Consider the following 25,402-nt stretch of genomic DNA (forward strand, 5'->3'; position numbering starts at 1 on the left):
CGAGAGATGCACAGAGTTCTGGTTGTCTGCGGTGCTGGTGCATCCAGCACGTTCCTGGCCCATCGCATCCGGGCCGCCGCCGGCCGTCGCGAGATCGACGTGACCGTTTCGGCATCGAGCACCGCGGGGCTCTCAGAACGACTCGGCTCCGTCGACGTTCTGCTGGTGGGCCCCCACCTCGCGCAACAGTTCGACGAACTGTCGAAGCTGGCCGACGCCGCCGGCTCGGCGTGCGCCCTTTTGCCTGACACGATCTTCGGCTCAGGAGGTGAGGAGACCGCGCTCGATCTCGTACTGAATCGTGTCTCCGACACCGCCAGCTCGTCGTGACCCACCCAACGAACCACGAAATACCAAGGAGAAATCATGGCTGAACGCACCGTCACCATCGCCTCGACCCACGGGCTGCACGCGCGTCCGGCGTCGATCTTCACTCAGGCCGCGGCCAAAGCGGGAGTTCCCGTGCAGCTGACGAAGGGTGACAAGTCCGTGAACGCGGCCAGCATCCTCGGCGTGATCTCGCTCGGCATCGACCACAACGACGATGTTGTGCTGTCTGCCGAGGGCGACGATGCCGACGCCGTGCTCGACGAGCTCGCGGCACTGCTCACGACCGACCACGACGCCGCGTGAGCGCCATGACTTTTCAGGGAGTAGGCATCGGTCGCGGCATGGCGATGGGAACGGTGCTGCAGATGCCCGCGCCGCTGCCGGAGCCTCAGGATGCGCCGTCGACGCTGAGCGCCGACGCCGAGAAAGAGCGTGCCGCCGTAGCGCTGGCCGCCACCGCGGCCGGCATTCGCGCCCGAGGGGAGCGCGCAGGCGGATCGGCCAAGGACGTGCTCGAGGCCCAGGCCTTCATGGCAGAGGACCCGACGCTCTCCGATGATGTCAAGGCGCGCATCGGCACGGGCAAGACCGCGGAGCGCGCGGTGTTCGAGGCGTTCGCGAGCTTCCGTGACCTTCTCGTGAGCATGGGCGGCTACATGGGGGAGCGGGCGACCGACCTCGACGACGTGTCACAGCGCGTCGTCGCTCAGCTGCAGGGAGTCGAAGCGCCCGGCGTGCCCGACCCCGATCACCAGTTCGTACTCGTGGCGCGCGACCTCGCTCCAGCCGACACCGCGCTTCTCAACCTCGACAAGGTATTGGGCCTCATCACGAGTGATGGCGGACCGACATCGCACACGGCGATCCTCGCTCGGGAGAAGTCGATCGTCGCCGTGGTCGGTGTTGCCGGAGCGCTCGAGATCGCCAACGGAACCACGGTCATCGTGGACGCCTCGACGGGCACGATCACCGTCGACCCGGATGACGACGAGCGGTTCGCCGCGAAGATGGCTATCCAGGAGCGCGCCTCGCTGGCCAACGCGCCGGCGGGGCCCGGACGTCTCGCCGACGACACGGAGATCCCCCTTCTCGCCAACCTCGGTTCGGCGGGCGGAGCGGAGGAGGCTGTCGAGCTCGGTGCCGAGGGCGTCGGACTCTTCCGCACCGAATTCCTCTTCCTCGACTCGGCTCAGGCACCGACGGTCGAGGAGCAGCAGTCGCAGTACTCCTCGCTCTTCGCCGCATTCCCGGGCAAGAAGGTCGTGGTTCGCGCGTTGGATGCCGGAGCAGACAAACCACTCAGCTTCTTGAACGACGCTCCTGAGGAGAACCCGGCCCTCGGCCTTCGTGGTCTGCGGGCCCTGCGGGCGAATGAGCAGATCCTGCGCGACCAGCTCACCGCCATCCGTAACGCCGAAGCCGAGAACACGGCCGACGTGTGGGTCATGGCGCCCATGGTGTCGACCCTCGAGGAGACCCGCTACTTCACGTCCATCGCGCGCGAGATCGGGCTGAAGACCGCCGGTGTCATGATCGAGGTTCCGTCGTCTGCCCTGCTGGCCGATCGCATCCTCGTCGACGCCGACTTCGCATCGATCGGAACCAACGATCTGACGCAGTACACGCTGGCCGCCGACCGCCTCCTCGGAAGCGTCGCCTCGTTCCAGGACCCGTGGCACCCCGCCGTACTGCGCCTGGTAGGCGAGGTCGGCAAGGCCGGAGCGGCCCTGGGCAAGCCCGTGGGCATCTGTGGCGAGGCCGCTGCAGACCCTCTGCTCGCGGTCGTGCTCGTCGGCCTCGGAGCGACCAGCCTCTCGATGTCGCCCGCCGCGCTCGCCGACGTTCGCGCAGAACTGCGCCTCTACACGATCGAGCAGGCACAGCACTTCGCCGAACTCGCCCTCAAGGCGAACAGCGCGATGGAGGCCCGCGCCGCGGTGTCCGCCAGCGCGTCCTCCTGATGTAACACCCGCACCACGCACCACCTGATCACGCACCCCCTACAACACAGAAATCAAGGAGAAACACTCATGACGACGACGTCAGCTCCCGCCAAGTCGGGAGGTGCCCGCGTTCGCGTTCAGCGATTCGGCACATTCCTGTCCGGCATGATCATGCCGAACATCCCCGCCCTCATCGCGTGGGGCCTGTTGACGGCTCTCTTCATCGATGTCGGCTGGCTCCCCAACGAGCAGCTCGCCACGATCGTCGGGCCGTTCATCCATTACCTGCTGCCGATCCTGATCGCCTACACGGGCGGCCACATGATCTATCAGGTTCGTGGTGGCGTCGTGGCCTCGATCGCCCTGATGGGTGTCATCGGTGGCTCTGACTACCTGATCGCTCAGGTCAACGCGGCTGCGCTGGCTGAGAACCCCGACGCGTCTGAACTCGGACAGGTGCACATGTTCATCGGTGCGATGATCATGGCTCCGATCGCCGCGTACTCCATGAAGTGGCTCGACGGCCTATGGGACGGCAAGATCCGACCCGGCTTCGAGATGCTGGTCAACATGTTCTCGGCCGGAATCTGGGGCTTCGTGCTGCTCATCATCGGGTTCTATCCGGTGGCCTGGGTCATCAACGGCATCATGTCTGCGCTGAGCGGTGCGGTCGGATGGCTCGTCGACACCAACCTGCTGCCTCTGACGAGCATCATCATCGAGCCGGCCAAGGTGTTCTTCCTGAACAACGCCATCAACCACGGCGTGCTGACCCCGCTCGGTATCGAGCAGGCCGCCGGTGAGAGCCACAAGTCGATCCTGTTCCTGCTCGAGGCGAACCCCGGCCCCGGTGTCGGCCTGCTGCTCGCCTTCGTCGTGTTCGGAATCGGCGCGGCCCGCGCCTCCGCCCCTGGCGCGGCCATCATCCAGTTCTTCGGTGGCATCCACGAGATCTACTTCCCGTACGCCCTGATGAAGCCGACCCTGATCATCGCCCTGATCGCCGGTGGCATGACCGGTGTCACGACCAACATGCTGCTCGACACGGGCCTCCGTGCCCCAGCTGCCCCGGGAAGCATCATCGCGATCTTCGCGCAGACAGCATCGGACAGCTACCTCGGTGTCGCTCTGTCGGTTGTTCTCTCGGCGGCGGTCACGTTCTTCGTCTCGATGATCATTCTGCGGGCGAGCCGTAAGAAGGACCTCGCAGCCGAGGCCGCCGGCGAGGATGCCCTGGGCGCAGCGCTCGCGGCGAATGCCGCGAACAAGGGCGGCGAGAGTCGCGTCGGTTCCCTTCTGGGCAACGGTGCAGCGGCACCGGCGTCCGCCGCCGGCGGGGTCGCGACCGCTGCGAAGCTCGAGAACATCGTTTTCGCCTGCGATGCCGGCATGGGATCGAGCGCCATGGGCGCGTCTGTTCTGCGGAACAAGCTCAAGAAGGCGGGTATCACCGACGTGTCGGTGAAGAACCTCGCGATCGCCAACCTGACCGACGACATCGATCTGGTGATCACGCAGAAGGAGCTCACCGACAGGGCGAAGCAGAAGACGCCGAACGCCCAGCACGTCTCGGTCGACAACTTCATGAACAGTCCGAAGTACGACGAGGTCGTGAACCAGGTGGCAGCGCAGCACCCCCAGGACCAGGCGTAACCTGATCCCGAATCCCCAGGACGCCCCCGGCCGTCGGAGCACGACTCCGGCGGCCGGGCGGCCCGGGACTCTATCTACGAAGACCTACGAAGCGAACGAAGAGGACGTCATGAGCGACAACGTACTGGATCTCGAATCAATCAGCGTCACCGGCACCGCGACCACGCAGGAGGAAGCGATCCGCGAAGCGGCATCCATTCTCGTGGCCGCCGGCGCGGTGACCGACGACTACGTCGACTATATGCTCGAGCGTGAGAAGAGCGTCTCGACCTACATGGGCAACTTCCTCGCCATCCCGCACGGCACGAACGAGGGCAAGGACACGATCCTGAACTCCGGTCTGTCGTTCGTTCGCTATGCGACCCCCATCGACTGGGCCGGCAACGAGGTGCGCTTCGTCGTCGGCATCGCCGGCAAAGACAACGGTCACCTCGACATCCTCTCGAAGATCGCCATCATCTTCTCCGATGACGACGAGGTTCAGAAGCTTCTGGATGCGCCTGACGCCCCCGCACTCTTCGCTCTGCTGGGCGAGGTCAACGAATGAAGGCGGTTCACTTCGGTGCCGGCAACATCGGTCGCGGATTCGTCGGGCTCATCCTGCATAACGCCGGCTACGAGGTGGTCTTCGCCGACGTGAACGCCGAGCTCATCGACGCCCTCGCCGAGACACCGAGCTACCAGGTGCACGAGGTGGGAGCCTCGTCGAAGAGCTGGACGGTCGACAACTATCGAGCGCTGAACTCGGCCACGCACGAGGCCGATGTCGTCGCCGAGATCGCGTCGGCCGACATCGTCACCACGGCGGTCGGCCCGAACATCCTGCGCTTCGTCGCGCCACTCATCGCCCGAGCCATCAATGAGCGCGAGGGGGCGTCGAAGCCGCTCGCCGTCATGGCGTGCGAGAACGCCATCAACGCGACCGATCTGTTGAAGCAGGAGATCGTGGCTGGTCTCGACGACGCGGCCCTCGCAGCGCTCGATGAGCGAGCCGTCTTCGCCAACACGGCCGTCGACAGGATCGTTCCGGGGCAGGCAGCGGATGCCGGACTCGACGTGACCGTAGAGGACTTCTTCGAGTGGGCCATCGAATCCGGCCCCTTCGGCGACGACCTGCCCAAGATTCCCGAAGCCCACTTCGTGGATGACCTGGCGCCCTACATCGAGCGCAAGCTCTTTACCGTGAACACGGGTCACGCGACGACGGCGTACTTCGGATTTCTGGAAGGCGCAGGCACCCTGAGCGACGCCATGCGCAGCCCCGAGGTCTTCGCCCGGGTCGCCGCCGTTCTCGACGAGACCAAGACGTTGCTCATCGCGAAGTACGACTTCGACCCCGAGGTGCAGGAGACGTACGTTCAGAAGAACCTCACGCGCTTCGCGAACCCTTTCCTGCCCGACACGCCGGCTCGGGTCGGACGACAGCCCGTGCGTAAGCTCGGTCGGCACGAGCGCTTCATCGGACCAGCCGCGGAGCTCGCCGAGCGCGGCCTCGTACCCGAGGCTCTTCTCGGTGCGATCGGCGCGGCCCTGCGCTTCGATCTGCCGGAGGACGCGCAGAGCGTGGAGCTGAGAGAACTGCTCGCGACGGCGTCCGCCGCCGACGTCACCTCACGGCTCACCGGGCTCGATGCGTCGCATCCGCTCTATGCCCATGTCGTGCGCGTCGTGGAGCGGGTGCAGAAGAGCTAGACGGCTCCGTCGTCTTCGTCGTGGCATCCCACTCCGGAGCACCGACACCGCCACGATCCGGTCTGCCAGATCGAGCCAGCATCGAGCGGCACCGCGAGCCGTCGCATCCAGCCCTGCTCCAGCACGACGATGAGCACGACGATGAGGACGACGGTCGGCCCGAGAACTGTAGCCAGCAGCGAGGCGAGCCGCGAGGTGAAGACGAGGGCGGACGTCCCCTGAATCGTACTCGGATCGACTTGCCAGAAAGGCTCATATCACCTAAGCTCGATCTTTGGTGTTTGTACGCCCTTTTCGGCGTGCCGCGTTCGGAGTCAATCCGGCGCAATCACCCATCCAAACGCACGACCAGCAATCAATAACTTTAGCGATAGTGAGTAATGGCCAAAAAAGACGGTGTCATCGAGATCGAAGGCGCAGTGGTCGAGGCTCTGCCCAACGCGATGTTTCGTGTCGAGCTGACCAACGGACACAAAGTACTCGCCCACATTTCGGGCAAGATGCGTCAGCACTACATCCGAATCCTCCCCGAGGACCGGGTGATCGTAGAGCTGAGCCCCTACGACCTGACCCGCGGTCGGATCGTCTACCGCTACAAGTAACGCTCATTCGAGCGATGTTGATCGCTGGAAAGTAACGGCCCGGGGCATCCTCCGGGTACGAAGACAGCGAAAGCAAGGAATCACCATGAAGGTCAACCCCAGCGTCAAGCCGATGTGCGAGCACTGCCGTGTCATTCGTCGCAACGGCAACGTGATGGTCATCTGCAAGAGCAACCCGCGCCACAAGCAGCGCCAGGGCTAAGCAGCCAGCTCCACCCGTTTCACCCTCACAACACAACAGCAGAACCAGATCCGAGAAGCCGAAAGGCTGATCGGGGACACCCGCGGTCGGAGGCCGCGGCACCGGTTCTGCTGCAGACCTCCACACACAAACAGGAGCCACCACCATGGCACGTCTAGCAGGCGTAGACATTCCGCGCGACAAGCGCGTGGAAGTCGCACTCACCTACATCTACGGAGTCGGTCGCACCAGTGCGCTCAAGACTCTGGCCGACACCGACATCTCGGGCGACATCCGAGTCAAGGATCTCAGCGATGACCAGCTCATCGCGCTGCGCGACTACATCGAAGGCAACTTCAAGGTAGAAGGTGACCTTCGTCGTGAGGTCGCAGCAGACATCCGTCGCAAGGTCGAGATCGGCAGCTACCAGGGTGTCCGTCACCGTCGTGGCCTGCCCGTTCACGGACAGCGCACCAAGACCAACGCTCGCACCCGCAAGGGCCCGAAGCGCACCGTCGCCGGCAAGAAGAAGGCCCGATAGCGAGAGGCCCCAGAGCCTCACGCATCGCCATAAACGTTTTAGGAGAAAACAATGGCAGCACCAAAATCGGCCGCTCGTAAGCCGCGTCGTAAAGAGAAGAAGAACATCGCCGTGGGCCAGGCCCACATCAAGTCGACGTTCAACAACACCATCGTCACCATCACCGACCCCCAGGGTGCTGTGCTGAGCTGGGCTTCGTCGGGAACCGTCGGCTTCAAGGGATCGCGTAAGTCGACTCCCTTCGCCGCGCAGCTCTCCGCCGAGTCGGCCGCGCGCCAGGCTCAGGAGCACGGCGTCAAGAAGGTCGACGTCTTCGTCAAGGGCCCGGGTTCCGGTCGCGAGACCGCCATCCGTTCGCTCCAGGCCGCTGGCCTCGAGGTCGGATCGATCAACGACGTCACCCCGCAGGCGCACAACGGTTGCCGCCCGCCGAAGCGCCGTCGCGTCTAACTCGCGCAGCGAGCTAGACGCACGACGGCGGGTCGTGTAACGAGCGCCAGCGAGTGTATCGAGACACCGGTGACGGGTCTCGATACGCTCGTTCCTCGCTACTCGACCAGCGCAACTTCACGATTTCACATAACTCAATAACCAGCCGGGCCCGCCACCCGGTTGTCACTGCACGGTGTCATATAGCGGACATCTGGCCGAAAGGAATCAATAGTGCTTATTGCACAGCGCCCCACGCTCACCGAAGAAAACATCTCCGAATTCCGCTCGCGGTTCGTCATCGAGCCCCTGGAACCCGGTTTCGGTTACACGCTCGGCAACTCGCTCCGTCGCACCCTGCTCTCGTCGATCCCCGGAGCAGCTGTCACCAGCATCCGTCTCGACGGTGTGCTGCACGAGTTCTCGACGATCCCCGGTGTTAAAGAAGACGTCACCGAGATCATCCTGAACATCAAGGGTCTGGTCGTCTCCAGCGAGCACGACGAGCCGATCACCGCTTACCTGCGCAAGCACGCGTCGGGCCAGGTCACGGCTGCAGACATCTCGGCTCCGGCCGGTGTCGAGATCCACAACCCCGAACTCGTGATCGCCACGCTCAACGAGAAGGCCAAGTTCGAGCTCGAGCTCATCATCGAGCGCGGTCGCGGATACGTCTCTGCGACGCAGAACCGCAGCGAGTTCTCCGAAGCCGGCCAGATCCCGGTCGACTCGATCTACTCGCCCGTTCTCAAGGTGACCTACCGCGTCGAGGCGACTCGTGCCGGTGAGCGCACCGACTTCGACCGCCTGGTCGTCGACGTCGAGACGAAGAACGCCATCACCCCGCGCGACGCCATCGCTTCGGCCGGCCGCACGCTGACCGAGCTCTTCGGTCTGGCACGCGAGCTCAACACGGCTGCAGAGGGCATCGAGATCGGCCCCGCGCCGGTCGACGCCGTTCTCTCGAGCGAACTCGCCGTTCCGATCGAAGACCTCGACCTGAGCGTCCGTTCGTACAACTGCCTCAAGCGCGAGGGAATCAACACGGTGAGCGAACTGGTCGCCCTGAGCGAGACCCAGCTCATGAACATCCGCAACTTCGGACAGAAGTCAGTGGATGAGGTCAAGGACAAGCTCGTTGAGCTTGGCCTGTCGCTGAAGGACACGGTTCCCGGTTTCGACGGAGCCCACTTCTACGGCGGCTACGACGACGAGAACATCTAGTCGCGCCCCGTACGCCGACTCGAACCTACTTACCTGAACTGATTCTGGAGAAACACCATGCCTAAGCCCACCAAGGGACCCCGTCTCGGTGGCGGACCGGCGCACGAGCGCCTGCTGCTCGCCAACCTGGCCGCCGCCCTCTTCACCCACAAGAGCATCAAGACCACCGAGACCAAGGCCAAGCGCCTGCGTCCGGTCGCCGAGCGTCTGATCACGTTCGCGAAGCGCGGAGACCTGCACGCTCGGCGTCGCGTTCTCGGTGTCATCGGTGACAAGAGCGTCGTGCACGAGCTCTTCACCGAGATCGCTCCGCTCGTCGCCGAGCGTGAGGGTGGCTACACCCGCATCACGAAGCTCGGCTTCCGCAAGGGTGACAACGCCTCGATGGTCCAGATCGAGCTCGTTCTCGAGCCCGTCGTGAAGACGCCGTCGAAGTCCAAGTCGAAGAAGGCTGCCGACGCTCCTGTCGCCGCGCCGGTCGAAGACGCCCCGGTCGAAGAGACCGAGACCGTCGAAGAGAGCGCGCCCGTCGAAGACGAGGTCGTGACCGACGCCGCTGCAGAGGTCGAGGCCGACGCAGCTGCAAAGGCCGACGACGCCAAGTAGTCAGCACCACCTGCGAACGCCCCGCCATCCACTCGGATGGCGGGGCGTTCTCTCGTTCTAAGCTCGTACGTGACGATCGACCGGAGACCCGACATGACGCTCATCCCGAGTGCCGAAGAGCTCATCCGTGTTCGCCTGGGCATCGCCTACGACGGCACGGCATTCTCCGGTTGGGCGAAGCAGCCCGCTCTGCGCACCGTGCAGGGGGTGCTCGAAGAAGCGCTCGACACGATCTATCATCGCCACGGCCCCGCTCCCATGCTCGTCGTCGCCGGTCGAACGGATGCCGGGGTGCACGCGACGGGGCAGGTCGCCCACCTCGATCTGACGCCGGCCCAGGCTGCGCGGGTGGCGCCGGAGGCTCTGGCTCGTCGCATCAATGGCGTTCTGGGCTCGACGTCGGATGTCGTGATCACCTCGAGCGGGCCGGCCGACGAGCACTTCGACGCGCGATTCGCGGCAACGTGGCGTCGTTACGAATACCGTCTGGCAGATGCGTCGTCCGAGCGGAATCCGCTGGAACGGACATTCACGGCCGCCTACACAGGCGCGCTCGACGTGGCGCTGATGCAGGACGCCGCGCAGAGCCTCCTGGGTCTGCGCGACTTCGCCTCGTTCTGCAAGCCGCGCGAGGGGGCGACGACCATCCGGTCTCTGCAGTCTTTCACCTGGCAGCGCGACGACGAGGGTGTGCTCGTGTCGAGGCTCCAGGCCGATGCGTTCTGCCACAGCATGGTGCGGGCGCTGGTCGGCGCCTGCGTCGCCGTAGGGGAGGGGCGCCTCGACACGAGCGAACTCGTCTCACTGAGCGACGCACTCGAGCGCACGAGTGCCTTCAAGGTCATGCCGGCGCGTGGCCTCATCCTTCGTGAAGTGGGCTACCCCGAGGCATCCGGTCTCGCCGACCGTGCCGTTCAGACCCGCGCCAAACGTGCGTGATCCGCGCCCCGCAGTCGCGGTGCGGCCGCAAATAGGCTAGTCTCGATTCTTGGTGTCCACGCAGCTTCGTGTGGCGCCCGAACTTGAGCCCTCCACGGGCCGCGTTCCCGGGCTTCTTGCCCGTGGTCGACTTCAGTCGATTGAGGAACACGCCACCGGAGTGGGATTTCACGGACTCCTCATTTCGACAAAGAAAGCAGTAATACTGTGACGCGCACTTATTCCCCCAAGATCAGCGAGGTCACCCGTAACTGGGTCATCATCGACGCCGAAGACGTAGTCCTCGGCCGCCTCGCCAGCCACGCAGCGGTCATCCTCCGCGGCAAGAACAAGGCCACCTTCACCCCCCACATGGACATGGGTGACTTCGTCATCATCATCAACGCCGAGAAGGTCGCCCTCACCGGCAAGAAGCTCGCGCAGAAGCTGGCTTACCGCCACTCGGGTTACCCGGGCGGTCTGTCTTCGGTGACGTACGCCGAGCTCCTCGAGAAGAACCCGACTCGCGCAATCGAGAAGGCCGTTCGCGGAATGCTCCCGAAGAACTCGATCGGTCGCGCCCAGCTGACGAAGCTCAAGGTGTACACCGGCTCCGAGCACCCTCACGCTGCCCAGCAGCCGACGCCGTACACCCTCGACCAGGTCGCCCAGTAGCGACCGGCCCAGACACTTCTTCTAAGACAAGCTAAGGATTCGTAACCATCGTGGCGAAGATCGCAGACCAGATTGACGTTGCTCCCGCCGAGGAGCAGCAGAGCTATTCCACCGAGACGCCCGCCGAGGCAGCCGCACAGGCCGCCCCGCGCCCCGCGCTCACCGTTTCAGGAGCGGCCGTCGGCCGTCGCAAGCAGGCCATCGCACGCGTGCGCCTCGTTCCGGGTGCCGGCACTATCACGGTCAACAGCCGTGAGTTCGCCGACTTCTTCCCGAACAAGCTGCACCAGCAGCTGATCACCGACCCGTTCAAGGTCCTCGATCTGCTGGGCAGCTACGACGTCGTCGCCAAGATCTCCGGTGGTGGCCCCTCGGGCCAGGCCGGTGCTCTTCGCCTGGGCATCGCCCGTGCGCTGAACGAGATCGACGAAGAGAACAACCGCGCGACGCTGAAGAAGGCGGGCTTCCTCAGCCGCGACGCTCGCGTCAAGGAGCGCAAGAAGGCCGGTCTCAAGAAGGCCCGCAAGGCTCCTCAGTTCTCGAAGCGCTAATCGCAGTCGTTTCCCGACTGCACTGAATACAGCAACACAATGCCTCCCCGTCTGTTCGGTACGGACGGCGTTCGCGGCCTCGCGAACGCCGACCTCACAGCCGACCTCGCACTCTCCCTCGCCCAAGCCACCGCGGTGGTCCTCGGCCAGGGGCGCAGTGCGGCCGCTCGCGCGGCGACGGGGAGGCGTCCTGTTGCGGTGGTTGCTCGCGATCCCCGCATCTCGGGAGAGTTCATCTCCGCCGCAGTGGCGGCCGGTCTGGCCAGTTCGGGTGTCGACGTGCTCGACGCCGGAGTGATCCCGACCCCGGCGATCGCGTTTCTGATAGCCGACATCGACGCCGACTTCGGCTTCATGGTCTCGGCCTCGCACAACCCGGCTCCCGACAATGGCATCAAGATCTTCGCCCGCGGCGGCACGAAGCTGCCCGATGAGGTAGAAGACCGCATCGAGGCCGCCATGTCCGGCCCGAAGAAGGCGCCCACCGGCAAAGACGTCGGTCGCATCCGCCGCTTCGCCGATGCCGAGGACCGCTACGTGGTCCACCTGCTCGCGAGCCTTCCGCACCGCCTCGATGGCATTCACGTCGTGCTCGACTGCGCCAATGGCGCGGCGGCGGGTGTCTCGCCCCAGGTCTTCACGGATGCCGGTGCGCGCGTCACCGTGATCGGTGACGACCCCGACGGCCTCAATATCAACGACGGAGTCGGCTCCACCCACCTCGACAAACTGGCCGAGGCCGTCTTGCTGCACGGTGCCGACGTGGGAATCGCTCACGACGGCGATGCAGACCGCTGCCTGGCCGTCGACCGCGACGGCAACATCGTCGACGGAGACCAGATCATGGCGATCCTCGCGATCGGCATGAATGAGCGCGGCGCTCTGCGCGACAGCACCCTGGTCGCCACGGTCATGAGCAACCTCGGCCTTCTGGTCGCGATGCGCCAGAACGGCATCGAGGTCATCCAGACGAGCGTGGGCGACCGCTACGTGCTCGAAGAGATGAACGCCCACAACTACTCGCTGGGTGGTGAGCAGTCCGGTCACGTCATCATGAGCGACTTCGGCACGACAGGCGACGGCATCCTCACCGGCCTGCATCTCGTCGCCGAGATGGCCTGGCGAGGCAAGACTCTGGCCGAGCTGGCCGAGGTCATGACGGTCTTCCCCCAGATCATGGTCAACGTCAAGAACGTCGATCACCACGCCGTGCACACCGACGAGGTACTGGCCGAGGCCGTGCGCGATGCTGAGGCCGAGCTCGGCGACACCGGCCGTGTACTCCTTCGCAAGTCGGGTACTGAACCGCTCGTTCGAGTGATGGTCGAAGCGGCCGATCAGACGACCGCGGATCGGATCGCGCACTCGTTGGCTGACGTCGTCCGCGCGCGTCTGGGCGTCTGACCCTCTCCGGTCGAGCGCTCCCTTATCGGGCGGGCGCTCCATCGCAGTCCGCTCGCTCGCCCGCTGACCGCGCGCTCGGCGTAGCCTTGGCGGCATGGACATGTCTTCCGCCAGCTCGTCATCGTTGCCTCTGGCCGGTCGTACGGCTCTCGTCACCGGGGTGTCCCGACATCGCGGCATAGGCCTCGGCGTGAGTCGTCGTCTCGCCGAACTCGGAGCGAGTGTCTTCGTTCAGCACTTCTCTCCCCACGACGCCGACCAGCCGTGGGGTGCAGACGACATCGACTCCGTTCGCGCCGCGGTTCGTTCCGCGCTGGCACCGGGTGCGGACTTCGGCGACTGGGGTCTAGACCTCGCCGAGCCCACGGCACCCGGTCGCCTGATCGACGCGGCGGTCGATGCCTTCGGCCGGCTCGACATCCTGATCTGCAATCACGCGCAGAGCGGTGGAGACGGCTCGATCTTTGAGATGACGTCAGAGAGCCTCGACGCCCACTGGTCGGTCAACGCGCGCTCGACCCTGCTGCTGACGCGATGCTTCGCCGAGCAGTTCGCCCCCGACCCCTCCGCTCCCATCGACGAGCTGGCGACGGGAAGAGTGATCTGGATGACGTCAGGCCAGCACGAGGGGCCGATGCCGGGGGAGGTGGCCTACGCCACGAGCAAGGCCGCTCTCGCGGGCATCACCCCGACAGTCGCCGCCGAACTCCTGACCCGGGGGATCCTGCTCAACACGGTCAACCCCGGCCCTGTGAACACGGGATACCTCGACGACGTGCCCACCGATCGACCGGCCGAGGTCAAGGAGGGCGTGCTCGGGTCTATGCCGTTGGGACGCTTCGGACTGCCGAGCGACCCCGCGCGCCTGATCGCGTGGCTCGTGTCTAACGAGGGCCGGTGGATGGTCGGTCAGGTCCTCACGAGCGACGGCGGCTTCTCGCTGAGCTGAGCAGCGGAGCCGCCATCCGCTCAGATCTTGCGCAGCAGGACTCTGTCGACGGCGTGCGTCGATGATTTGCGCAGCACCAGAGTGGCCCGCGATTTCGTGGGCTGAATGTTCTCGACGAGGTTCGGCTCGTTGATCGAACGCCAGATCTCGGCGGCCGTCGAGCGCGCGTCGTCGTCGCTCAGGTCGGCGTAGCGGTGGAAGAACGAATTCGGGTTGGCGAACGCCCCCCGCTTGAGAGCCAGGAACCGATCGACGTACCAGGCGGCGATATCGCTGGTGCGGGCATCCACGTAGATGGAGAAGTCGAACAGGTCGCTCACCGCGAGGCCCTGGCCGGGCTGCGGCGGCTGCAGCACGTTCAGGCCCTCGACGATGAGGATGTCGGGCTGCCGCACGACGATCTGCGCCTCGGGCACGATGTCGTACGCAAGGTGCGAGTAGAACGGAGCGCGGACCTCGGGCACCCCGCTCTTGACCGCACTGATGAAGCGCAGCAGGGCGCGCCTGTCGTAGGACTCGGGAAACCCCTTGCGGTGCATGATGCCGCGGCGGTTCAGCTCGGCGTTGGGATAGAGGAATCCGTCGGTGGCGACGAGCTCGACTCGGGGGGTATCCGACCACCGGGCCAGGAGTTCGCGCAGCAGGCGGGCGATCGTCGACTTGCCGACCGCGACCGAGCCCGCGACGCCGATGACGAAGGGCGTGGCGGTCTGTCTCTCTCCCAGATAATCGCTGGTCGATGCGTGCAGTCTCTTGGCTCCGGCCGCGTACAGATTGAGCAGGCGGCTCAGTGGCAGGTACACCTCCGCGACCTCTGTCATGTCGAGCGGCTCTCCGAGTCCACGCAGCTGAACGATCTCTGTTTCGGAGAGCGGTTGCGGGGTGGAGGGTGCCAGCGCGGCCCACTCTTTGCGGGCGATGTCGCGGAACGGAGTCGGGTGGCCCGTGGTTGGAGAGGAGTGCCCGGTGTCAGCCATAGATCCCCTATTGTGCCCCACGCCCGATCCAGGCCGTAAACTCGAGGGATGTGTGGAATCGTGGGTTATGTCGGTAACAACTCCAGTCTCGATGTTCTGATGGGTGGGTTGGGTCGTCTCGAGTACCGCGGATACGACTCCGCCGGCGTCGCGATCATCACCGAGTCGGGCGAGCTCGTCACGCGCAAGCGGGCCGGCAAGCTGGCCGTCCTCGCCGCCGATCTCGAGGCATCCGCTCTCACCGACGGCAGCACAGGCATCGGCCACACGCGGTGGGCTACCCACGGTGGACCGACAGATGTCAACGCGCACCCGCACCTGAGTGCCGACGGTCGCATCGCCCTCATCCACAACGGCATCATCGAGAACTTCGCCGGTCTCCGCGACGAGCTGTTGGCCGACGGGTACACCTTCGAGAGCGAGACCGACACCGAGGTCGCCGCCAAGCTCCTCGGCCGTGAGTACCTCGAGGGCGAAGGCGGCCTGGCCGAAGCGCTCGGCCGCGTCGTGGCACGTCTCGAGGGAGCCTTCACGCTGCTGGCGCTTCACCAAGACGAGCCCGGCGTCGTCGTCGGCGCCCGCCGCAACTCCCCGCTCGTCATCGGCTTGGGTGACGGCGAGAACTTCCTCGGCTCCGACGTCGCCGCGTTCATCGAGCACACCCGCCGGGCGATGGAGATCGGACAGGATCAGATCGTCACGATCACCCCCGATTCCGTCTCGGTCACCGACTTCGCCGGCAACGGTGTCGAGGCCCACGAGTACGAGGTCTCGTGGGATGCGTCGGCCGTCGAGAAGGGCGGCTGGTCGAGCTTCATGGCGAAGGAGATCAGCGAGCAGCCCGAGGCCGTCTCCAACACCCTCCTGGGTCGCATCCACAACGGCCACGTGGTTCTGAGCGAGCTCGAGGCAATCGACGAGCTGCTCACCGAGATCGACCGCATCGTGATCCTCGGCTGTGGCACCGCGGCGTATTCGGCCATGCTCGGAAAGTACGCCATCGAGAAGTGGGCACGCATCCCGGTCGAGGTCGAGCTCTCGCACGAGTTCCGCTACCGTGACCCGGTGGTCAACGCATCGACGCTCGTGATCTCGATCAGCCAGTCGGGCGAGACCATGGACACTCTGGTGGCCGTCCAGGAGGCGAAGGCCAAGGGCGCTCGCACTCTGTCGATTTGCAACACGCAGGGCGCCACCATTCCGCGCGAGTCCGACGCCGTGATCTACACGCACGCCGGCCCCGAGGTCGCGGTCGCGTCGACCAAGGCCTTCATCGCTCAGATCACCGCGCTCTACCTCTTCGGTCTGCACCTCGCTCGTGTTCGCGCGACGCTCGACGACGAGACCATCTCCAGCTCCATCGTCGAACTCCAGGAGATTCCCGACAAGATCCGTTGGGTGCTCGAACAGCACGGCGAGATCACCGAGCTGGCGAACTGGATGAGCGACTCCCGTGCCGTGCTCTTCCTCGGCCGCCACGTGGGATTCCCCGTAGCGCTGGAGGGCGCGCTGAAGCTCAAGGAGCTGGCGTACATCCACGCCGAGGGCTTCGCCGCCGGCGAGCTCAAGCACGGCCCGATCGCACTGATCGAGCCGGGCCAGCCCGTGTTCGTCGTGGTGCCCAGCCCGCGTCACCCCAACTCGCTGCACGCCAAGGTCGTGTCGAACATCCAGGAGATCAAGGCTCGAGGCGCGAAGGTTCTCGCGATCGCGGAAGAGGGCGACGTCGCTGTGCTTCCGTACGCATCAGACGTGTTCCGCATCCCGCTGGCGGGCCCGCTGTTCGAGCCGCTGCTCGCCGTCATCCCCCTGCAGATCTTCGCCATGGAACTGGCGACGGCGAAGGGGCTCGACGTCGACCAGCCGCGCAACCTGGCCAAGTCCGTCACCGTCGAGTAGGTCTCGCCGGTGATCGTCGGCATCGGCGTCGACCTCGTCGACGTGCCCCGATTCGTGCGCTCGATCGATCGCACGCCGGGACTCGTCGAGCGCTTGTTCGCTGAGGGCGAACGCGGTCGGGCTCCGCGGTCGCTCGCCGCACGGTTCGCGGCCAAGGAGGCCCTGATCAAGGCGCTGGGCGATTCCTCCGGATTTCGGTGGCACGACATGGAGGTCGTGACCGACGACGACGGCAAGCCGTCGTTCCTCCTCGGCGGGCGGGTGGCCGAGACGGCCCGGGCTCGTGGCGTCGGGACGATCCACCTCTCTCTCAGTCACGACGGTGACTCGGCCCTCGCGTTCGTGGTCGCCGAGCGTGCCGAACGCGTCAGCAGCGCCGCGCAATGACGGCTCCCGAGATCGGCACTGCCGCGGCGCCCGACTCGGTCGCGGCGATAGACCTCGGCGCGGTTCGCCACAACGTCGCCCGATTCGTCTCCCTCGCCGAGGGCGCCCAGGTGATGACCGTGGTCAAGGCGAACGCTTATGGGCACGGCGCCGCCCAGGTTGCGCGCGCCGCGCTCGACGGCGGGGCCACCTGGTTGGGCGTTGCCGACCTCTCGGAGGCCTTCGAGCTGAGGCATGCCGGCATCACGCAGCCCGTGCTCGCCTGGCTGCACGAATCGCACGACAACTTCGCGGCCGCGCTCGAGGCCGGCATCGACCTCGGCGTGAGCGATCTCGGTCAGCTCGCGTCGATTGCCCAGGCCCAGCAGGCTGTCGGGGGAGTTCCCGCGGCCGTGCATCTCAAGCTCGACACGGGGCTGGGGCGCAACGGTGCCGGCGAGTCCCAGTGGGGTGCACTCTTCGACGACGCGAGACGACGTGAGCTCTCAGGTCAGCTGATCATCAGAGGCATCTTCAGCCACCTCTCCAACGCCGACGACGACGAAGACGCACGCCAGCTCGAACGCCTGCACGTCGGGGTGGAGACCGCGCGACAGGCCGGTCTGCGGCCGCGACTTCGGCATCTGGCCTCGACCGCCGCCGCCCTGCGACTGCCCGCAACGCGACTCGACCTCGTGCGCATCGGTATCGGCGCCTATGGGCTGTCGCCTCTCGATGATGCGGACTCCGCCGACCTCGGTCTCCATCCGGCGATGACCCTGCGCAGCACGATCGTCGCCGTCGCCCCCTCGTCCGACGCGGATTTCGCAGCCCGATCGGGCATCGTGCCCCTCGGCTACGGAGACGGTATTCCTCCGCAGGCCGCAGGCCGCATCCACGTGACCGGAAGCTACGGGCGACTTCTCGTGACGCGCGTCGAATCCGACCATCTCGTCGTAGAGCCCGTCTCGGCTGGCGCAGATCCTGCACGCGGCGATATCGTGACGCTGTTCGGCGATCCGACCGAGGGCGTCTCCTCTGCCGACGACTGGGCACGGGCAGCCGACACGATCAACTACGAGATCGTCACTCGGCTGGGTGACCGTGTGGCCAGGGAGTACATCGCATGAGCGAGCTCGATGACACCGTCGACCCGACGTCCCTCGGTCGCGACGCCGCGATCGACCTCGGCGCCTTCCGGGCCAACGTGTCGATCCTCGCCGCTCGGGCCGTCGGCGGCCCTCTCGTGATCGACATGACCGCGGATGCCTATGGCCACGGACTCGTTCGTCTCGCCCGCGTCGCGGCGGAGTCCGGGGCCGACATCCTCAGTGTGCGCGACGAAGGTGATGCGCGGAGCATCGCCGACGCGGGAATCGGCATCGACGTGCGCTGGTGGCACACCGAGCGGTTCTCCATTCCCCCCGCAGGATCGGGCATCGCCGCGTTCGGTTTCGGCATGGAACTCACCGACGGCGCACCGGCCGGCGTCGTTCCCGTGATGACGGTCTCTGCGCCCGTGCTCTCGGTGAAGCGCGTGCCAGAAGGACACGGAGTCTCGTACGGATTCGTCTATCGGGCCACAAAGGAGACCACGCTCGCCCTGGTCCCGCTCGGTTACGCAGACGGTATACCGCGTGCCGCGACGGGCTCCGGACGCATGGCGATCCATGGTCGGCCGTATCCGATCGCCGGCCGCATCGCCATGGACCAGGTCGTGCTCGACGTGGGAGATGCGCCCGTGGCTCCGGGGGATCGAGCCGTCGCATTCGGGCCAGGCCTCGAGGGTGAGCCGACGGCCGCCGGCTGGGCCAGAGACTCGGGTTCGACGGCGGGGGAGATCCTCGCGCGCATAGGCCGTCGTGTTCCCCGTCGCTACATCGACCAGGAGGCGGCACGATGACCACCCTGCACAGAGAAATCGTCATCGCAGATCCCGAGCAGATGGCGTCTCTCGCCCACGAGATAGCCGGGTTGCTCGCTGCCGGCGACGTGATTCTGCTCACCGGCGAGCTCGGCGCGGGCAAGACGACGTTCACGCGGGGTCTCGGCGAGGCGCTCGGGGTGCGCGGCGCGGTGACGAGCCCCACCTTCGTCCTCGCCCGAACGCACCCCCGACTCGATCCGTCCCAACCTCCCCTCGTGCATGTCGACGCCTACCGGCTCTCGAGCGCGGTCGAGCTCGACGACCTCGACATCGACTTCGAGCACTCCATCGTGGTCATCGAGTGGGGCGCCGGCCTCGTCGAGGAACTCACCGACTCATGGCTCTCGATCACCATCGATCGGCCGCGCGGCGCATCCGATGATCTGGATGCGGAGGCCTGCGACGACGAGGAGCCCATCGAACCACGCCGGGTCACCATCGACGGCGTCGGCCCACGCTGGCCGTGAGCGGAGGGGCACCCGCTCGCTCGCGGGCGACTAACCTATAACTCGTGCTTCTGGCCATCGACACCTCCGCGGGTACCTCCGTCGCCATCGTCGACCCCTCGACGGGTGAGATCATCGTCGAACGGTCGACCCCCGACACCATGAGGCACGCCGAGGTCATCGGCACCCTGCTCGCCGACGCACTCTCCGCCGCGGGGGTGCGGCCCTCGTCGCTCGATGGCGTGGTCGTCGGAATGGGACCCGGCCCCTTCACCGGCCTCAGGGTCGGCATCGCCGCCGCCCGCACCTTCGCACTGGGCGCCGGAATCCCGCTCTACCCCATGGTCAGCGCCGACGCCGTCGCGCGCCAGCAGGTACTCTCGGGCGCATCGGACACCGCCATCGTCGTCACCGACGCACGTCGCAAAGAGGTCTTCTGGTCGCTGTACGACCTCTCGGCGCCCGAGCCGGTGCGACTCGACGGGCCTGGGCTCTCCAAGCCGGATTCGCTTCCACATACCGACGCCAGAAGAGTGGATGCCACGGAGATCCCCGCCGCCCAGCTCGCCCTGGCCGCGGCGGCGCTTCTGGCCACCGGATTGCCACTCGCGTCGGACGAGGCGCTCTACCTGCGCTCGCCCGACGTCACCATGCCATCCGGCATCAAACGGGTCACGCAGTGAGCTGGCAACTGCGGCAAGCCGGCATCGACGATCTCGACGCGATCATGACGATCGAGTCGAGCGTGTTCACGACGGATGCGTGGACGTCGGATGCCATGCGCGCAGACCTCACGAGCCCGCACTGCTACTACCTCGTCGCCCTGGGTTCCGACGATTCGCCGACGAACGCAACGATCGCGGGCTACGCGGGTCTGCTTGCTCCTCGGGGTGCGAAGGAGGGCGACATTCAGACGATCGCCGTGGCGCCCGAGGCCCGGCGCAAGGGACTCGGCCGCGTACTGATGACGAGTCTGATGAACGAGGCTCGGCGACGAGGCGCTCGCGAGATCTTTCTCGAGGTGCGCGCCGACAACCCGACTGCCGAGGCGTTGTACGCGTCGCTGGGATTCGAACGGCTCGGGGTGCGCCCCGGCTACTACCAGCCCGACAACGTGGACGCCATTGTGATGCGCGCCGCCGTCCCCGATGCCCAGACGCGCTGGGCGGCCGTCGGCGACCCCGAGGAGATCGAATCGTGAACACCGACAATCCCCTCGTTCTCGGCATCGAGACGTCGTGCGACGAAACCGGCGTAGGAATCGTGCGGGGCGCGACGCTGCTCAGCAACACCATCGCCTCGTCCATGGACGAGCACGCCCGCTACGGGGGAGTCGTGCCCGAGGTCGCCGCGCGGGCGCACCTCGAGGCGATGACGCCCGCCATCACCTCGGCGCTCGCCGACGCGGGAGTCACCCTCGACGAGATCGATGCAATTGCGGTGACGAGCGGTCCCGGACTCGCAGGAGCGCTGATGGTCGGTGTCGGAGCAGCGAAGGCGCTCGCGCTCGCGATCGAGAAGCCGATCTACGCGGTGAACCATCTGGTCGGACACGTCGGCGCCGACGTATTGAGGTCGCCGCAGCAGGAGAGCGACGAAGCGAGCGAGGTGGATGGCGGACAGATTCAGTACCCCACGATCGCCCTGCTCGTCTCGGGCGGCCATACCTCGCTGCTATTGGTGCGCGATCTGGTCTCCGATGTCGAGCTTCTCGGCGAGACGATCGACGATGCGGCGGGGGAGGCGTTCGACAAGGTCGCACGCCTGCTCGGACTGCCTTATCCGGGCGGTCCCGAGATCGATCGCGCGGCCGTCGGCGGCAATCCGAAGGCCATCCGTTTTCCCCGCGGACTGAGCCTCCCGAAGGACCACGATGCTCACCGCTACGATTTCTCGTTCTCGGGGCTCAAGACCGCAGTCGCGCGCTGGGTCGAGAAGAAACAGGATGCGGGTGAGGAGGTGCCGCTTGCCGATGTCGCTGCCAGCTTCCGCGAGGCGGTCGTCGATGTCCTGATCACGAAGGCGCTCGCGGCCTGTGCAGAATACGGCGTGCCTCGACTTCTGCTCGGAGGCGGAGTCGTGGCGAACGCGCGCGTTCGCGAGGTCGCCGCTGTGCGGGCCGAGGCCGCAGGCGTGGCCCTGCGCATCCCGCCCCTCAGTCTCTGCACCGACAACGGCGCGATGATCGCCGCCCTCGGCGCGCAGCTCATCATGGCGGGCCACGGGCCATCGGGGCTGGGCTTCGGGGCCGACTCGACTCTGCCGGTCACCGATATCCAGGTCGGATAGGCTCGGTCCATGTCGAGTCAGCCTGCCTACGCGCCGCATTCGCCCGATTCCGGGGCGGCTCCTGGCGCACAGACCGGCCCGGCCGTTCAGGCGCGCCGCACGCTCAACATGCCTGCCCTGTTCTCGCTCATCACCGGGGTCTTGCTCATCTCGCCCGTCGCCATCGTTCTCGGCCACATCGGCATCGCACAGGTGAGGCGACGTCGGCAGTCCGGCATGGTCCTGGCGGTCATCGGTCTGGTTCTGGGGTATCTGGGCTTGATCGCGACCATCGGCATCCTGGTCGCTCTGGTGATGTTCGTCACGTCGGGCCCCACCCCGCAGACCACGTTCTAGACTCACGCTCCGAGCGGCTGAGCCCATCGAGCCGGGCCAATCGGGGTGTCCCGTAGATGTGGGTGACCGAGCTTCAGTAGTCTTGTCCCATGACTGATCCCAATACCCCGTCGACCGAGGGCACGCCGTCGGTCCCGCCGCTGCCTCCCACGGCACCGTCCACCCCGTCTGCGCCGAGCTACGGAGCGCCGAGCGCGCCGTCGGCCCCGCCCGCCTACACGCCGCCCGCCACCGAGCAGTCGACCCCGTCGTACGGAGCGCCCAGCTACCAGCAGGCCCCGCCGGCCAACCCCTACGCGCAGGCTCCGAACGGCGCCTCCCCGTACGGCCAGCCGTACTCGCCCGTGGCCTCGGCCCCGAAGACGCTCAGCCTCATCGGCATGATCGCCGGTATCGTCGGCATCCTGTTCTTCGGATGGTTCGGCATCGCCTCCATCGCGGCTGTCGTGCTCGGATTCATGGGTAAGAAGCGTGAGCCGGCCGCCAAGGGCTTCTGGCTGACCGCTATCATCACCGGATTCGTCGGCATCGGAATCCTCATCATCTGGGCCCTGGTCATCGGTCTCGGCGTGATCGCGAGCCTGAACGACAGCTCGTACTCCTCGTACTAAGCCATACACGAAAGGCCCCTCGTCGACTTCGACGAGGGGCCTTTCGTCGTGATGGAGACCTGGCCTCAGGCCCGCTCTGCGAGGATCGCCGTGTGGCGGCCGCCCACCCGCGTCATCACGAGGGTGGCCTCCGCGTCTCCCGACAGCGACAGTCGTCGGCGTAGTGCGGCCGGATCGATGTCGACGCCGCGCTTCTTGATCTCGAGCCGCCCGATGCCGCGTCGGCGCAGTTCCTTCTTGAGCTTCGACTCGTCGGTCGGCAGCGTATCGACCACGCGGAACGCTGCGACGAAGGGCGACGAGACGAGACTGTCGGAGGTGAGATACGCGATCTGTTCGCTCAGCATACGAGCGTCGAGGGAGCGCGCGAGGTCTCCGATCAACCGGGCGCGGATCACCGAACCATCGGGCTCGTACAGATATGTACCGAGCTCGGCGACGTCGGCGTCGAGGCTGTCGCCCGCCGCGACCAGTTCGGCGCTGTGCCCGCCACGCAGCACGAGTGCGCTGCGCGTGATGCCCTCACGGGCAAGCGAGCCGAACCACAGGCTGTTCTCTACGAGCTGGCCGTCGACCGAGATCCACTGAGCCTCCGCCTCGGCAGGTATGAGCGAGCGATCGAATCCGGGTCCGAGCTTGACGCCCGTGGGCCGTGTGCGCGCGACACCGAAGGCGAAGTCGAGCGATGGAGAATAGTCGCGCGGGTCGGGCAGGCGACGTGTGTCCGAGTGCCCCGAGGTGCGCCGTGCCGGGTCGAGGTACACGGATTCGACGCCGGCGAGATCGTGCTCGGCCGCGTCTCCGAGGCTGACGCTGACGTTCGTGAACGGGGCCAGATTGTAGGAGGCGATCGCTGCCGTCACCTCGTCGCGTTCGACGGCCTGCACCTCGAGGTCGAGAGCAGCGAAGGCGAGGGCGTCGGCACCGATGCCGCACCCCAGATCCGCCACGCTCCGGATGCCGGCGGCCTGGTATCGCCCGGCATGCAGGGCGGCGACGCGCAGGCGCGTGGCCTGTTCGAGGCCCGCTTCGGTGAACAGCATGCGCGAGGCGAACTCGCCGAACTTGGCCGTGGCCTTCGCCCGCAGCCTCGACTGCGTGAGCACCGCCGAGACGAGATCGGCCGGGTGGCCATCGCGCCGCAGATCGGCGACCGTCTTGACGATGTCGGTGGAATCGCTGTATTCGGGCAGTGAGTCGAGCAGCCTCAGGGCTGCCGAGGTCATCACTAGGCCGAGCTCGTCTTTGTTCATTCGCGGTGCCTATTCACCCCGTCAGCCTAGACGGCGGTCCGCGCGGAGCGGGGTGCCACGGCGGTTGGCACTCGGATTGACCGAGTGCCAGTCCACCCCCTAAACTCGTCTTAGCACTCTCGGTGTGAGTGTGCTAATCAGACGTGAAGAAAGAAGAGGTCAACCGTGTCGGTCTCCATCAAGCCGCTCGAGGATCGCATCGTCATCCGCCAGGTCGAGGCGGAGCAGACCACAGCCTCGGGCCTGGTCATTCCTGACACTGCTAAAGAGAAGCCCCAGGAGGGCGAGGTCGTGGCCGTCGGCCCCGGTCGCGTAGACGACAATGGCAACCGCGTTCCGATCGACGTCGCCGTCGGCGACAAGGTCATCTACTCCAAGTACGGCGGAACCGAGGTCAAGTACGGCGGAGAAGACCTTCTCGTGCTGTCGGCTCGCGACGTGCTCGCCGTCGTGGTTCGCTGAACCTAGACAAACAGACAAAGACCCGGGTGGCTCTGCCATCCGGGTCTTTTTTGTTGCCACGGCCGTTCGGCCGACCCGGCCCGGAGGTAGCATTCATCAGTGCCTCGCCCCGCCGCTCCCTCAGTTCCAGCCCCCACTTCCGGCGACCAGCCGTCTCGCTCGGGCATCCTCTACGCCGTAGGCGCCTACACGATGTGGGGCTTCCTCCCCGCCTACTTCCTTCTGCTGCTGCCCTCTGGCCCCTTCGAGATCGTGGCCGTGCGCATCTTCTTCTCGCTCGCTTTCTGTGCGGTGATCATCACGGCGACCCGTGCCTGGCCCGCGTTCGTCGCCATTGTGCGGCAGCCGCGTCTGCTTTTCACGATGGGGCTCGCCGGTCTCCTGATCTACGTCAACTGGCAGACCTACGTCATCGGCGCGACGAGCGGCAACGTCGTCGAGACAGCGCTCGGGTACTTCATCAATCCGATCGTCACGATCCTGCTCGGTGTCGTCATCCTCGGAGAGAGACTGCGCGCGGTGCAGTGGGTCGCCCTCGGCATCAGTGTCGTCGCCGTCGGCGTGCTCACGGTGGGCTTCGGATCCGTTCCCTGGATCGCCCTGATTCTGGCGTTCTCCTTCGGGCTCTACGGCTTCGTCAAGAAGCGCATCGGCCCGGTGGTCGACCCCGTGTCTGGCCTCACCCTCGAGACGTTGTGGCTGCTTCCGGTCGCCGCGGTGCAAGCCGTCATCGTCTCTGCCACTCCGCCCGGTCTCGCCTTCGGCTCGTCGGGCACCGTGCACGTCGTTCTGATGGTCGGCGCCGGGATCATCACGGCTGTTCCGCTCCTGCTCTTCGCGTCGGCCGCGAAGAGGCTTCCGCTCGTCTATATGGGGTTCATCCAATACATCGCACCCATCCTGCAATTCCTCTTCGGAGTATTCGTCATGCACGAGCCGATGCCGATCGAGCGATGGGTCGGATTCGGTCTCGTCTGGCTCGCATTGATCGCGCTCACATTCGACATGGTCAAAACGAGTCGATCGGGCCGGATGCCTGTCGCTGAGCCGGTCTGACGGGGTCAAGGTAACGATTGGGTCGCGTTACACGCCCGTAACAGGAATGTATTGTCGGTGCGACTTTGGGCCGTTAGCTTTA

Annotated in this window: 32 protein-coding genes; 29 read left to right on the forward strand and 3 right to left on the reverse strand. The window is 66.1% G+C overall.

Annotation, left to right across the window (positions count from 1 at the left end; genetic code table 11):
* The first annotated feature begins 6 nt into the window (after positions 1-6).
* From CCK87_RS12960 to CCK87_RS12985, 6 genes are all read left to right on the forward strand, one after another.
* Positions 7-330, forward strand: a complete 324-nt coding sequence (locus tag CCK87_RS12960) for a hypothetical protein (RefSeq protein ID WP_086461780.1) — start codon at positions 7-9, stop codon at positions 328-330.
* 36 nt (positions 331-366) lie between these two features.
* A complete protein-coding gene (locus CCK87_RS12965; protein WP_086461781.1) occupies positions 367-633 on the forward strand; it encodes an HPr family phosphocarrier protein in 267 nt (88 codons plus the stop codon).
* A 5-nt stretch (positions 634-638) separates the two neighbouring features.
* Positions 639-2,291: a phosphoenolpyruvate--protein phosphotransferase gene (gene ptsP, locus CCK87_RS12970; RefSeq protein WP_086462049.1), complete on the forward strand. Its 1,653-nt coding sequence runs from the start codon at positions 639-641 to the stop codon at positions 2,289-2,291.
* A 69-nt stretch (positions 2,292-2,360) separates the two neighbouring features.
* On the forward strand, positions 2,361-3,926 hold the full coding sequence (locus CCK87_RS12975; RefSeq protein WP_170927278.1) for a PTS mannitol transporter subunit IICB: 1,566 nt from the start codon (positions 2,361-2,363) through the stop codon (positions 3,924-3,926).
* 109 nt (positions 3,927-4,035) lie between these two features.
* Positions 4,036-4,473: a PTS sugar transporter subunit IIA gene (locus CCK87_RS12980; protein ID WP_086461782.1), complete on the forward strand. Its 438-nt coding sequence runs from the start codon at positions 4,036-4,038 to the stop codon at positions 4,471-4,473.
* Complete coding sequence (locus tag CCK87_RS12985) at positions 4,470-5,618, forward strand: mannitol-1-phosphate 5-dehydrogenase (protein ID WP_086461783.1); 1,149 nt, start codon at positions 4,470-4,472, stop codon at positions 5,616-5,618. Before CCK87_RS12980 ends, CCK87_RS12985 begins: the two co-directional genes overlap by 4 nt.
* Here the strand turns inward: CCK87_RS12985 and CCK87_RS18325 are convergent.
* The gene (locus tag CCK87_RS18325) at positions 5,615-5,755 is read right to left on the reverse strand and encodes a hypothetical protein (protein ID WP_170927279.1); all 141 of its coding nucleotides are present in this window, start codon (positions 5,753-5,755) and stop codon (positions 5,615-5,617) included. The two genes, CCK87_RS12985 and CCK87_RS18325, sit on opposite strands and share 4 nt — an antisense overlap.
* A gap of 243 nt (positions 5,756-5,998) precedes the next feature.
* Between CCK87_RS18325 and infA the strand changes: the two genes are divergently transcribed.
* The 11 genes from infA to CCK87_RS13040 all read left to right on the forward strand — a co-directional run bounded on the left by infA (position 5,999) and on the right by CCK87_RS13040 (position 13,698).
* Positions 5,999-6,220: a translation initiation factor IF-1 gene (gene infA / locus CCK87_RS12990; protein ID WP_022883252.1), complete on the forward strand. Its 222-nt coding sequence runs from the start codon at positions 5,999-6,001 to the stop codon at positions 6,218-6,220.
* Positions 6,221-6,305: 85 nt separating this feature from the next.
* Positions 6,306-6,422, forward strand: coding sequence for a 50S ribosomal protein L36 (gene rpmJ / locus CCK87_RS12995; protein ID WP_044440044.1), 117 nt, complete (start codon positions 6,306-6,308; stop codon positions 6,420-6,422).
* Positions 6,423-6,567: 145 nt separating this feature from the next.
* Positions 6,568-6,942, forward strand: coding sequence for a 30S ribosomal protein S13 (gene rpsM / locus CCK87_RS13000; protein ID WP_055778034.1), 375 nt, complete (start codon positions 6,568-6,570; stop codon positions 6,940-6,942).
* A gap of 51 nt (positions 6,943-6,993) precedes the next feature.
* Complete coding sequence (rpsK, locus tag CCK87_RS13005) at positions 6,994-7,392, forward strand: 30S ribosomal protein S11 (protein ID WP_044440047.1); 399 nt, start codon at positions 6,994-6,996, stop codon at positions 7,390-7,392.
* Positions 7,393-7,605: 213 nt separating this feature from the next.
* A complete protein-coding gene (locus CCK87_RS13010; protein ID WP_044440049.1) occupies positions 7,606-8,595 on the forward strand; it encodes a DNA-directed RNA polymerase subunit alpha in 990 nt (329 codons plus the stop codon).
* A 57-nt stretch (positions 8,596-8,652) separates the two neighbouring features.
* The gene (gene rplQ, locus CCK87_RS13015; protein WP_086461784.1) at positions 8,653-9,201 is read left to right on the forward strand and encodes a 50S ribosomal protein L17; all 549 of its coding nucleotides are present in this window, start codon (positions 8,653-8,655) and stop codon (positions 9,199-9,201) included.
* A 93-nt stretch (positions 9,202-9,294) separates the two neighbouring features.
* Positions 9,295-10,140: a tRNA pseudouridine(38-40) synthase TruA gene (truA, locus tag CCK87_RS13020; RefSeq protein WP_086461785.1), complete on the forward strand. Its 846-nt coding sequence runs from the start codon at positions 9,295-9,297 to the stop codon at positions 10,138-10,140.
* A gap of 207 nt (positions 10,141-10,347) precedes the next feature.
* On the forward strand, positions 10,348-10,794 hold the full coding sequence (rplM, locus tag CCK87_RS13025) for a 50S ribosomal protein L13 (protein ID WP_044440054.1): 447 nt from the start codon (positions 10,348-10,350) through the stop codon (positions 10,792-10,794).
* 50 nt (positions 10,795-10,844) lie between these two features.
* Complete coding sequence (rpsI, locus tag CCK87_RS13030; protein WP_086461786.1) at positions 10,845-11,345, forward strand: 30S ribosomal protein S9; 501 nt, start codon at positions 10,845-10,847, stop codon at positions 11,343-11,345.
* Positions 11,346-11,384: 39 nt separating this feature from the next.
* Positions 11,385-12,749: a phosphoglucosamine mutase gene (glmM, locus tag CCK87_RS13035; RefSeq protein ID WP_086461787.1), complete on the forward strand. Its 1,365-nt coding sequence runs from the start codon at positions 11,385-11,387 to the stop codon at positions 12,747-12,749.
* Between the two features lie 94 nt (positions 12,750-12,843).
* The gene (locus tag CCK87_RS13040) at positions 12,844-13,698 is read left to right on the forward strand and encodes an SDR family oxidoreductase (RefSeq protein WP_249273883.1); all 855 of its coding nucleotides are present in this window, start codon (positions 12,844-12,846) and stop codon (positions 13,696-13,698) included.
* Between the two features lie 20 nt (positions 13,699-13,718).
* Here CCK87_RS13040 and coaA read toward each other — a convergent pair whose 3' ends face one another.
* Positions 13,719-14,675, reverse strand: coding sequence for a type I pantothenate kinase (gene coaA, locus CCK87_RS13045; protein WP_086461788.1), 957 nt, complete (start codon positions 14,673-14,675; stop codon positions 13,719-13,721).
* Between the two features lie 48 nt (positions 14,676-14,723).
* Here coaA and glmS point away from each other — a divergent pair, with 48 nt between their 5' ends.
* The 10 genes from glmS (at position 14,724) to CCK87_RS18330 (ending at position 22,549) form a co-directional block, all read left to right on the forward strand.
* Positions 14,724-16,574 carry a glutamine--fructose-6-phosphate transaminase (isomerizing) gene (gene glmS / locus CCK87_RS13050; RefSeq protein WP_086461789.1) on the forward strand — a complete coding sequence of 617 codons (1,851 nt, stop codon included), beginning with the start codon at positions 14,724-14,726 and terminating at the stop codon, positions 16,572-16,574.
* A 9-nt stretch (positions 16,575-16,583) separates the two neighbouring features.
* On the forward strand, positions 16,584-16,961 hold the full coding sequence (locus CCK87_RS13055) for a holo-ACP synthase (protein WP_086461790.1): 378 nt from the start codon (positions 16,584-16,586) through the stop codon (positions 16,959-16,961).
* Positions 16,958-18,070: an alanine racemase gene (gene alr / locus CCK87_RS13060; protein ID WP_086461791.1), complete on the forward strand. Its 1,113-nt coding sequence runs from the start codon at positions 16,958-16,960 to the stop codon at positions 18,068-18,070. The genes CCK87_RS13055 and alr overlap by 4 nt, the downstream gene beginning before the upstream one ends.
* Entirely contained in the window at positions 18,067-18,843 is a 777-nt protein-coding gene (locus tag CCK87_RS13065) for an alanine racemase C-terminal domain-containing protein (protein WP_086461792.1), read from the forward strand. Before alr ends, CCK87_RS13065 begins: the two co-directional genes overlap by 4 nt.
* The gene (gene tsaE, locus CCK87_RS13070) at positions 18,840-19,334 is read left to right on the forward strand and encodes a tRNA (adenosine(37)-N6)-threonylcarbamoyltransferase complex ATPase subunit type 1 TsaE (protein WP_086461793.1); all 495 of its coding nucleotides are present in this window, start codon (positions 18,840-18,842) and stop codon (positions 19,332-19,334) included. Before CCK87_RS13065 ends, tsaE begins: the two co-directional genes overlap by 4 nt.
* 44 nt (positions 19,335-19,378) lie before the next feature.
* Positions 19,379-19,996: a tRNA (adenosine(37)-N6)-threonylcarbamoyltransferase complex dimerization subunit type 1 TsaB gene (gene tsaB, locus CCK87_RS13075; RefSeq protein WP_086461794.1), complete on the forward strand. Its 618-nt coding sequence runs from the start codon at positions 19,379-19,381 to the stop codon at positions 19,994-19,996.
* Positions 19,993-20,514, forward strand: a complete 522-nt coding sequence (gene rimI, locus CCK87_RS13080) for a ribosomal protein S18-alanine N-acetyltransferase (protein ID WP_249273884.1) — start codon at positions 19,993-19,995, stop codon at positions 20,512-20,514. Before tsaB ends, rimI begins: the two co-directional genes overlap by 4 nt.
* On the forward strand, positions 20,511-21,602 hold the full coding sequence (tsaD, locus tag CCK87_RS13085) for a tRNA (adenosine(37)-N6)-threonylcarbamoyltransferase complex transferase subunit TsaD (protein ID WP_086461795.1): 1,092 nt from the start codon (positions 20,511-20,513) through the stop codon (positions 21,600-21,602). The genes rimI and tsaD overlap by 4 nt, the downstream gene beginning before the upstream one ends.
* A 9-nt stretch (positions 21,603-21,611) precedes the next feature.
* On the forward strand, positions 21,612-21,938 hold the full coding sequence (locus tag CCK87_RS13090; protein WP_086461796.1) for a DUF4190 domain-containing protein: 327 nt from the start codon (positions 21,612-21,614) through the stop codon (positions 21,936-21,938).
* Positions 21,939-22,027: 89 nt separating this feature from the next.
* Positions 22,028-22,549, forward strand: coding sequence for a DUF4190 domain-containing protein (locus CCK87_RS18330; protein ID WP_086461797.1), 522 nt, complete (start codon positions 22,028-22,030; stop codon positions 22,547-22,549).
* A gap of 65 nt (positions 22,550-22,614) precedes the next feature.
* Here the strand turns inward: CCK87_RS18330 and CCK87_RS13100 are convergent, their stop codons facing one another.
* Positions 22,615-23,802 carry an SAM-dependent methyltransferase gene (locus tag CCK87_RS13100; RefSeq protein ID WP_086461798.1) on the reverse strand — a complete coding sequence of 396 codons (1,188 nt, stop codon included), beginning with the start codon at positions 23,800-23,802 and terminating at the stop codon, positions 22,615-22,617.
* Between the two features lie 165 nt (positions 23,803-23,967).
* On the opposite strand from CCK87_RS13100, the gene groES reads away from it, so the two are divergent.
* Both groES and rarD read left to right on the forward strand, forming a co-directional pair.
* Positions 23,968-24,264, forward strand: a complete 297-nt coding sequence (groES, locus tag CCK87_RS13105) for a co-chaperone GroES (RefSeq protein WP_044440065.1) — start codon at positions 23,968-23,970, stop codon at positions 24,262-24,264.
* 99 nt (positions 24,265-24,363) lie between these two features.
* Entirely contained in the window at positions 24,364-25,320 is a 957-nt protein-coding gene (gene rarD, locus CCK87_RS13110) for an EamA family transporter RarD (RefSeq protein ID WP_249273885.1), read from the forward strand.
* Positions 25,321-25,402: the final 82 nt, after the last annotated feature.

Source organism: Agreia sp. VKM Ac-1783 (assembly GCF_900177765.1).
GTDB lineage: Bacteria > Actinomycetota > Actinomycetes > Actinomycetales > Microbacteriaceae > Agreia.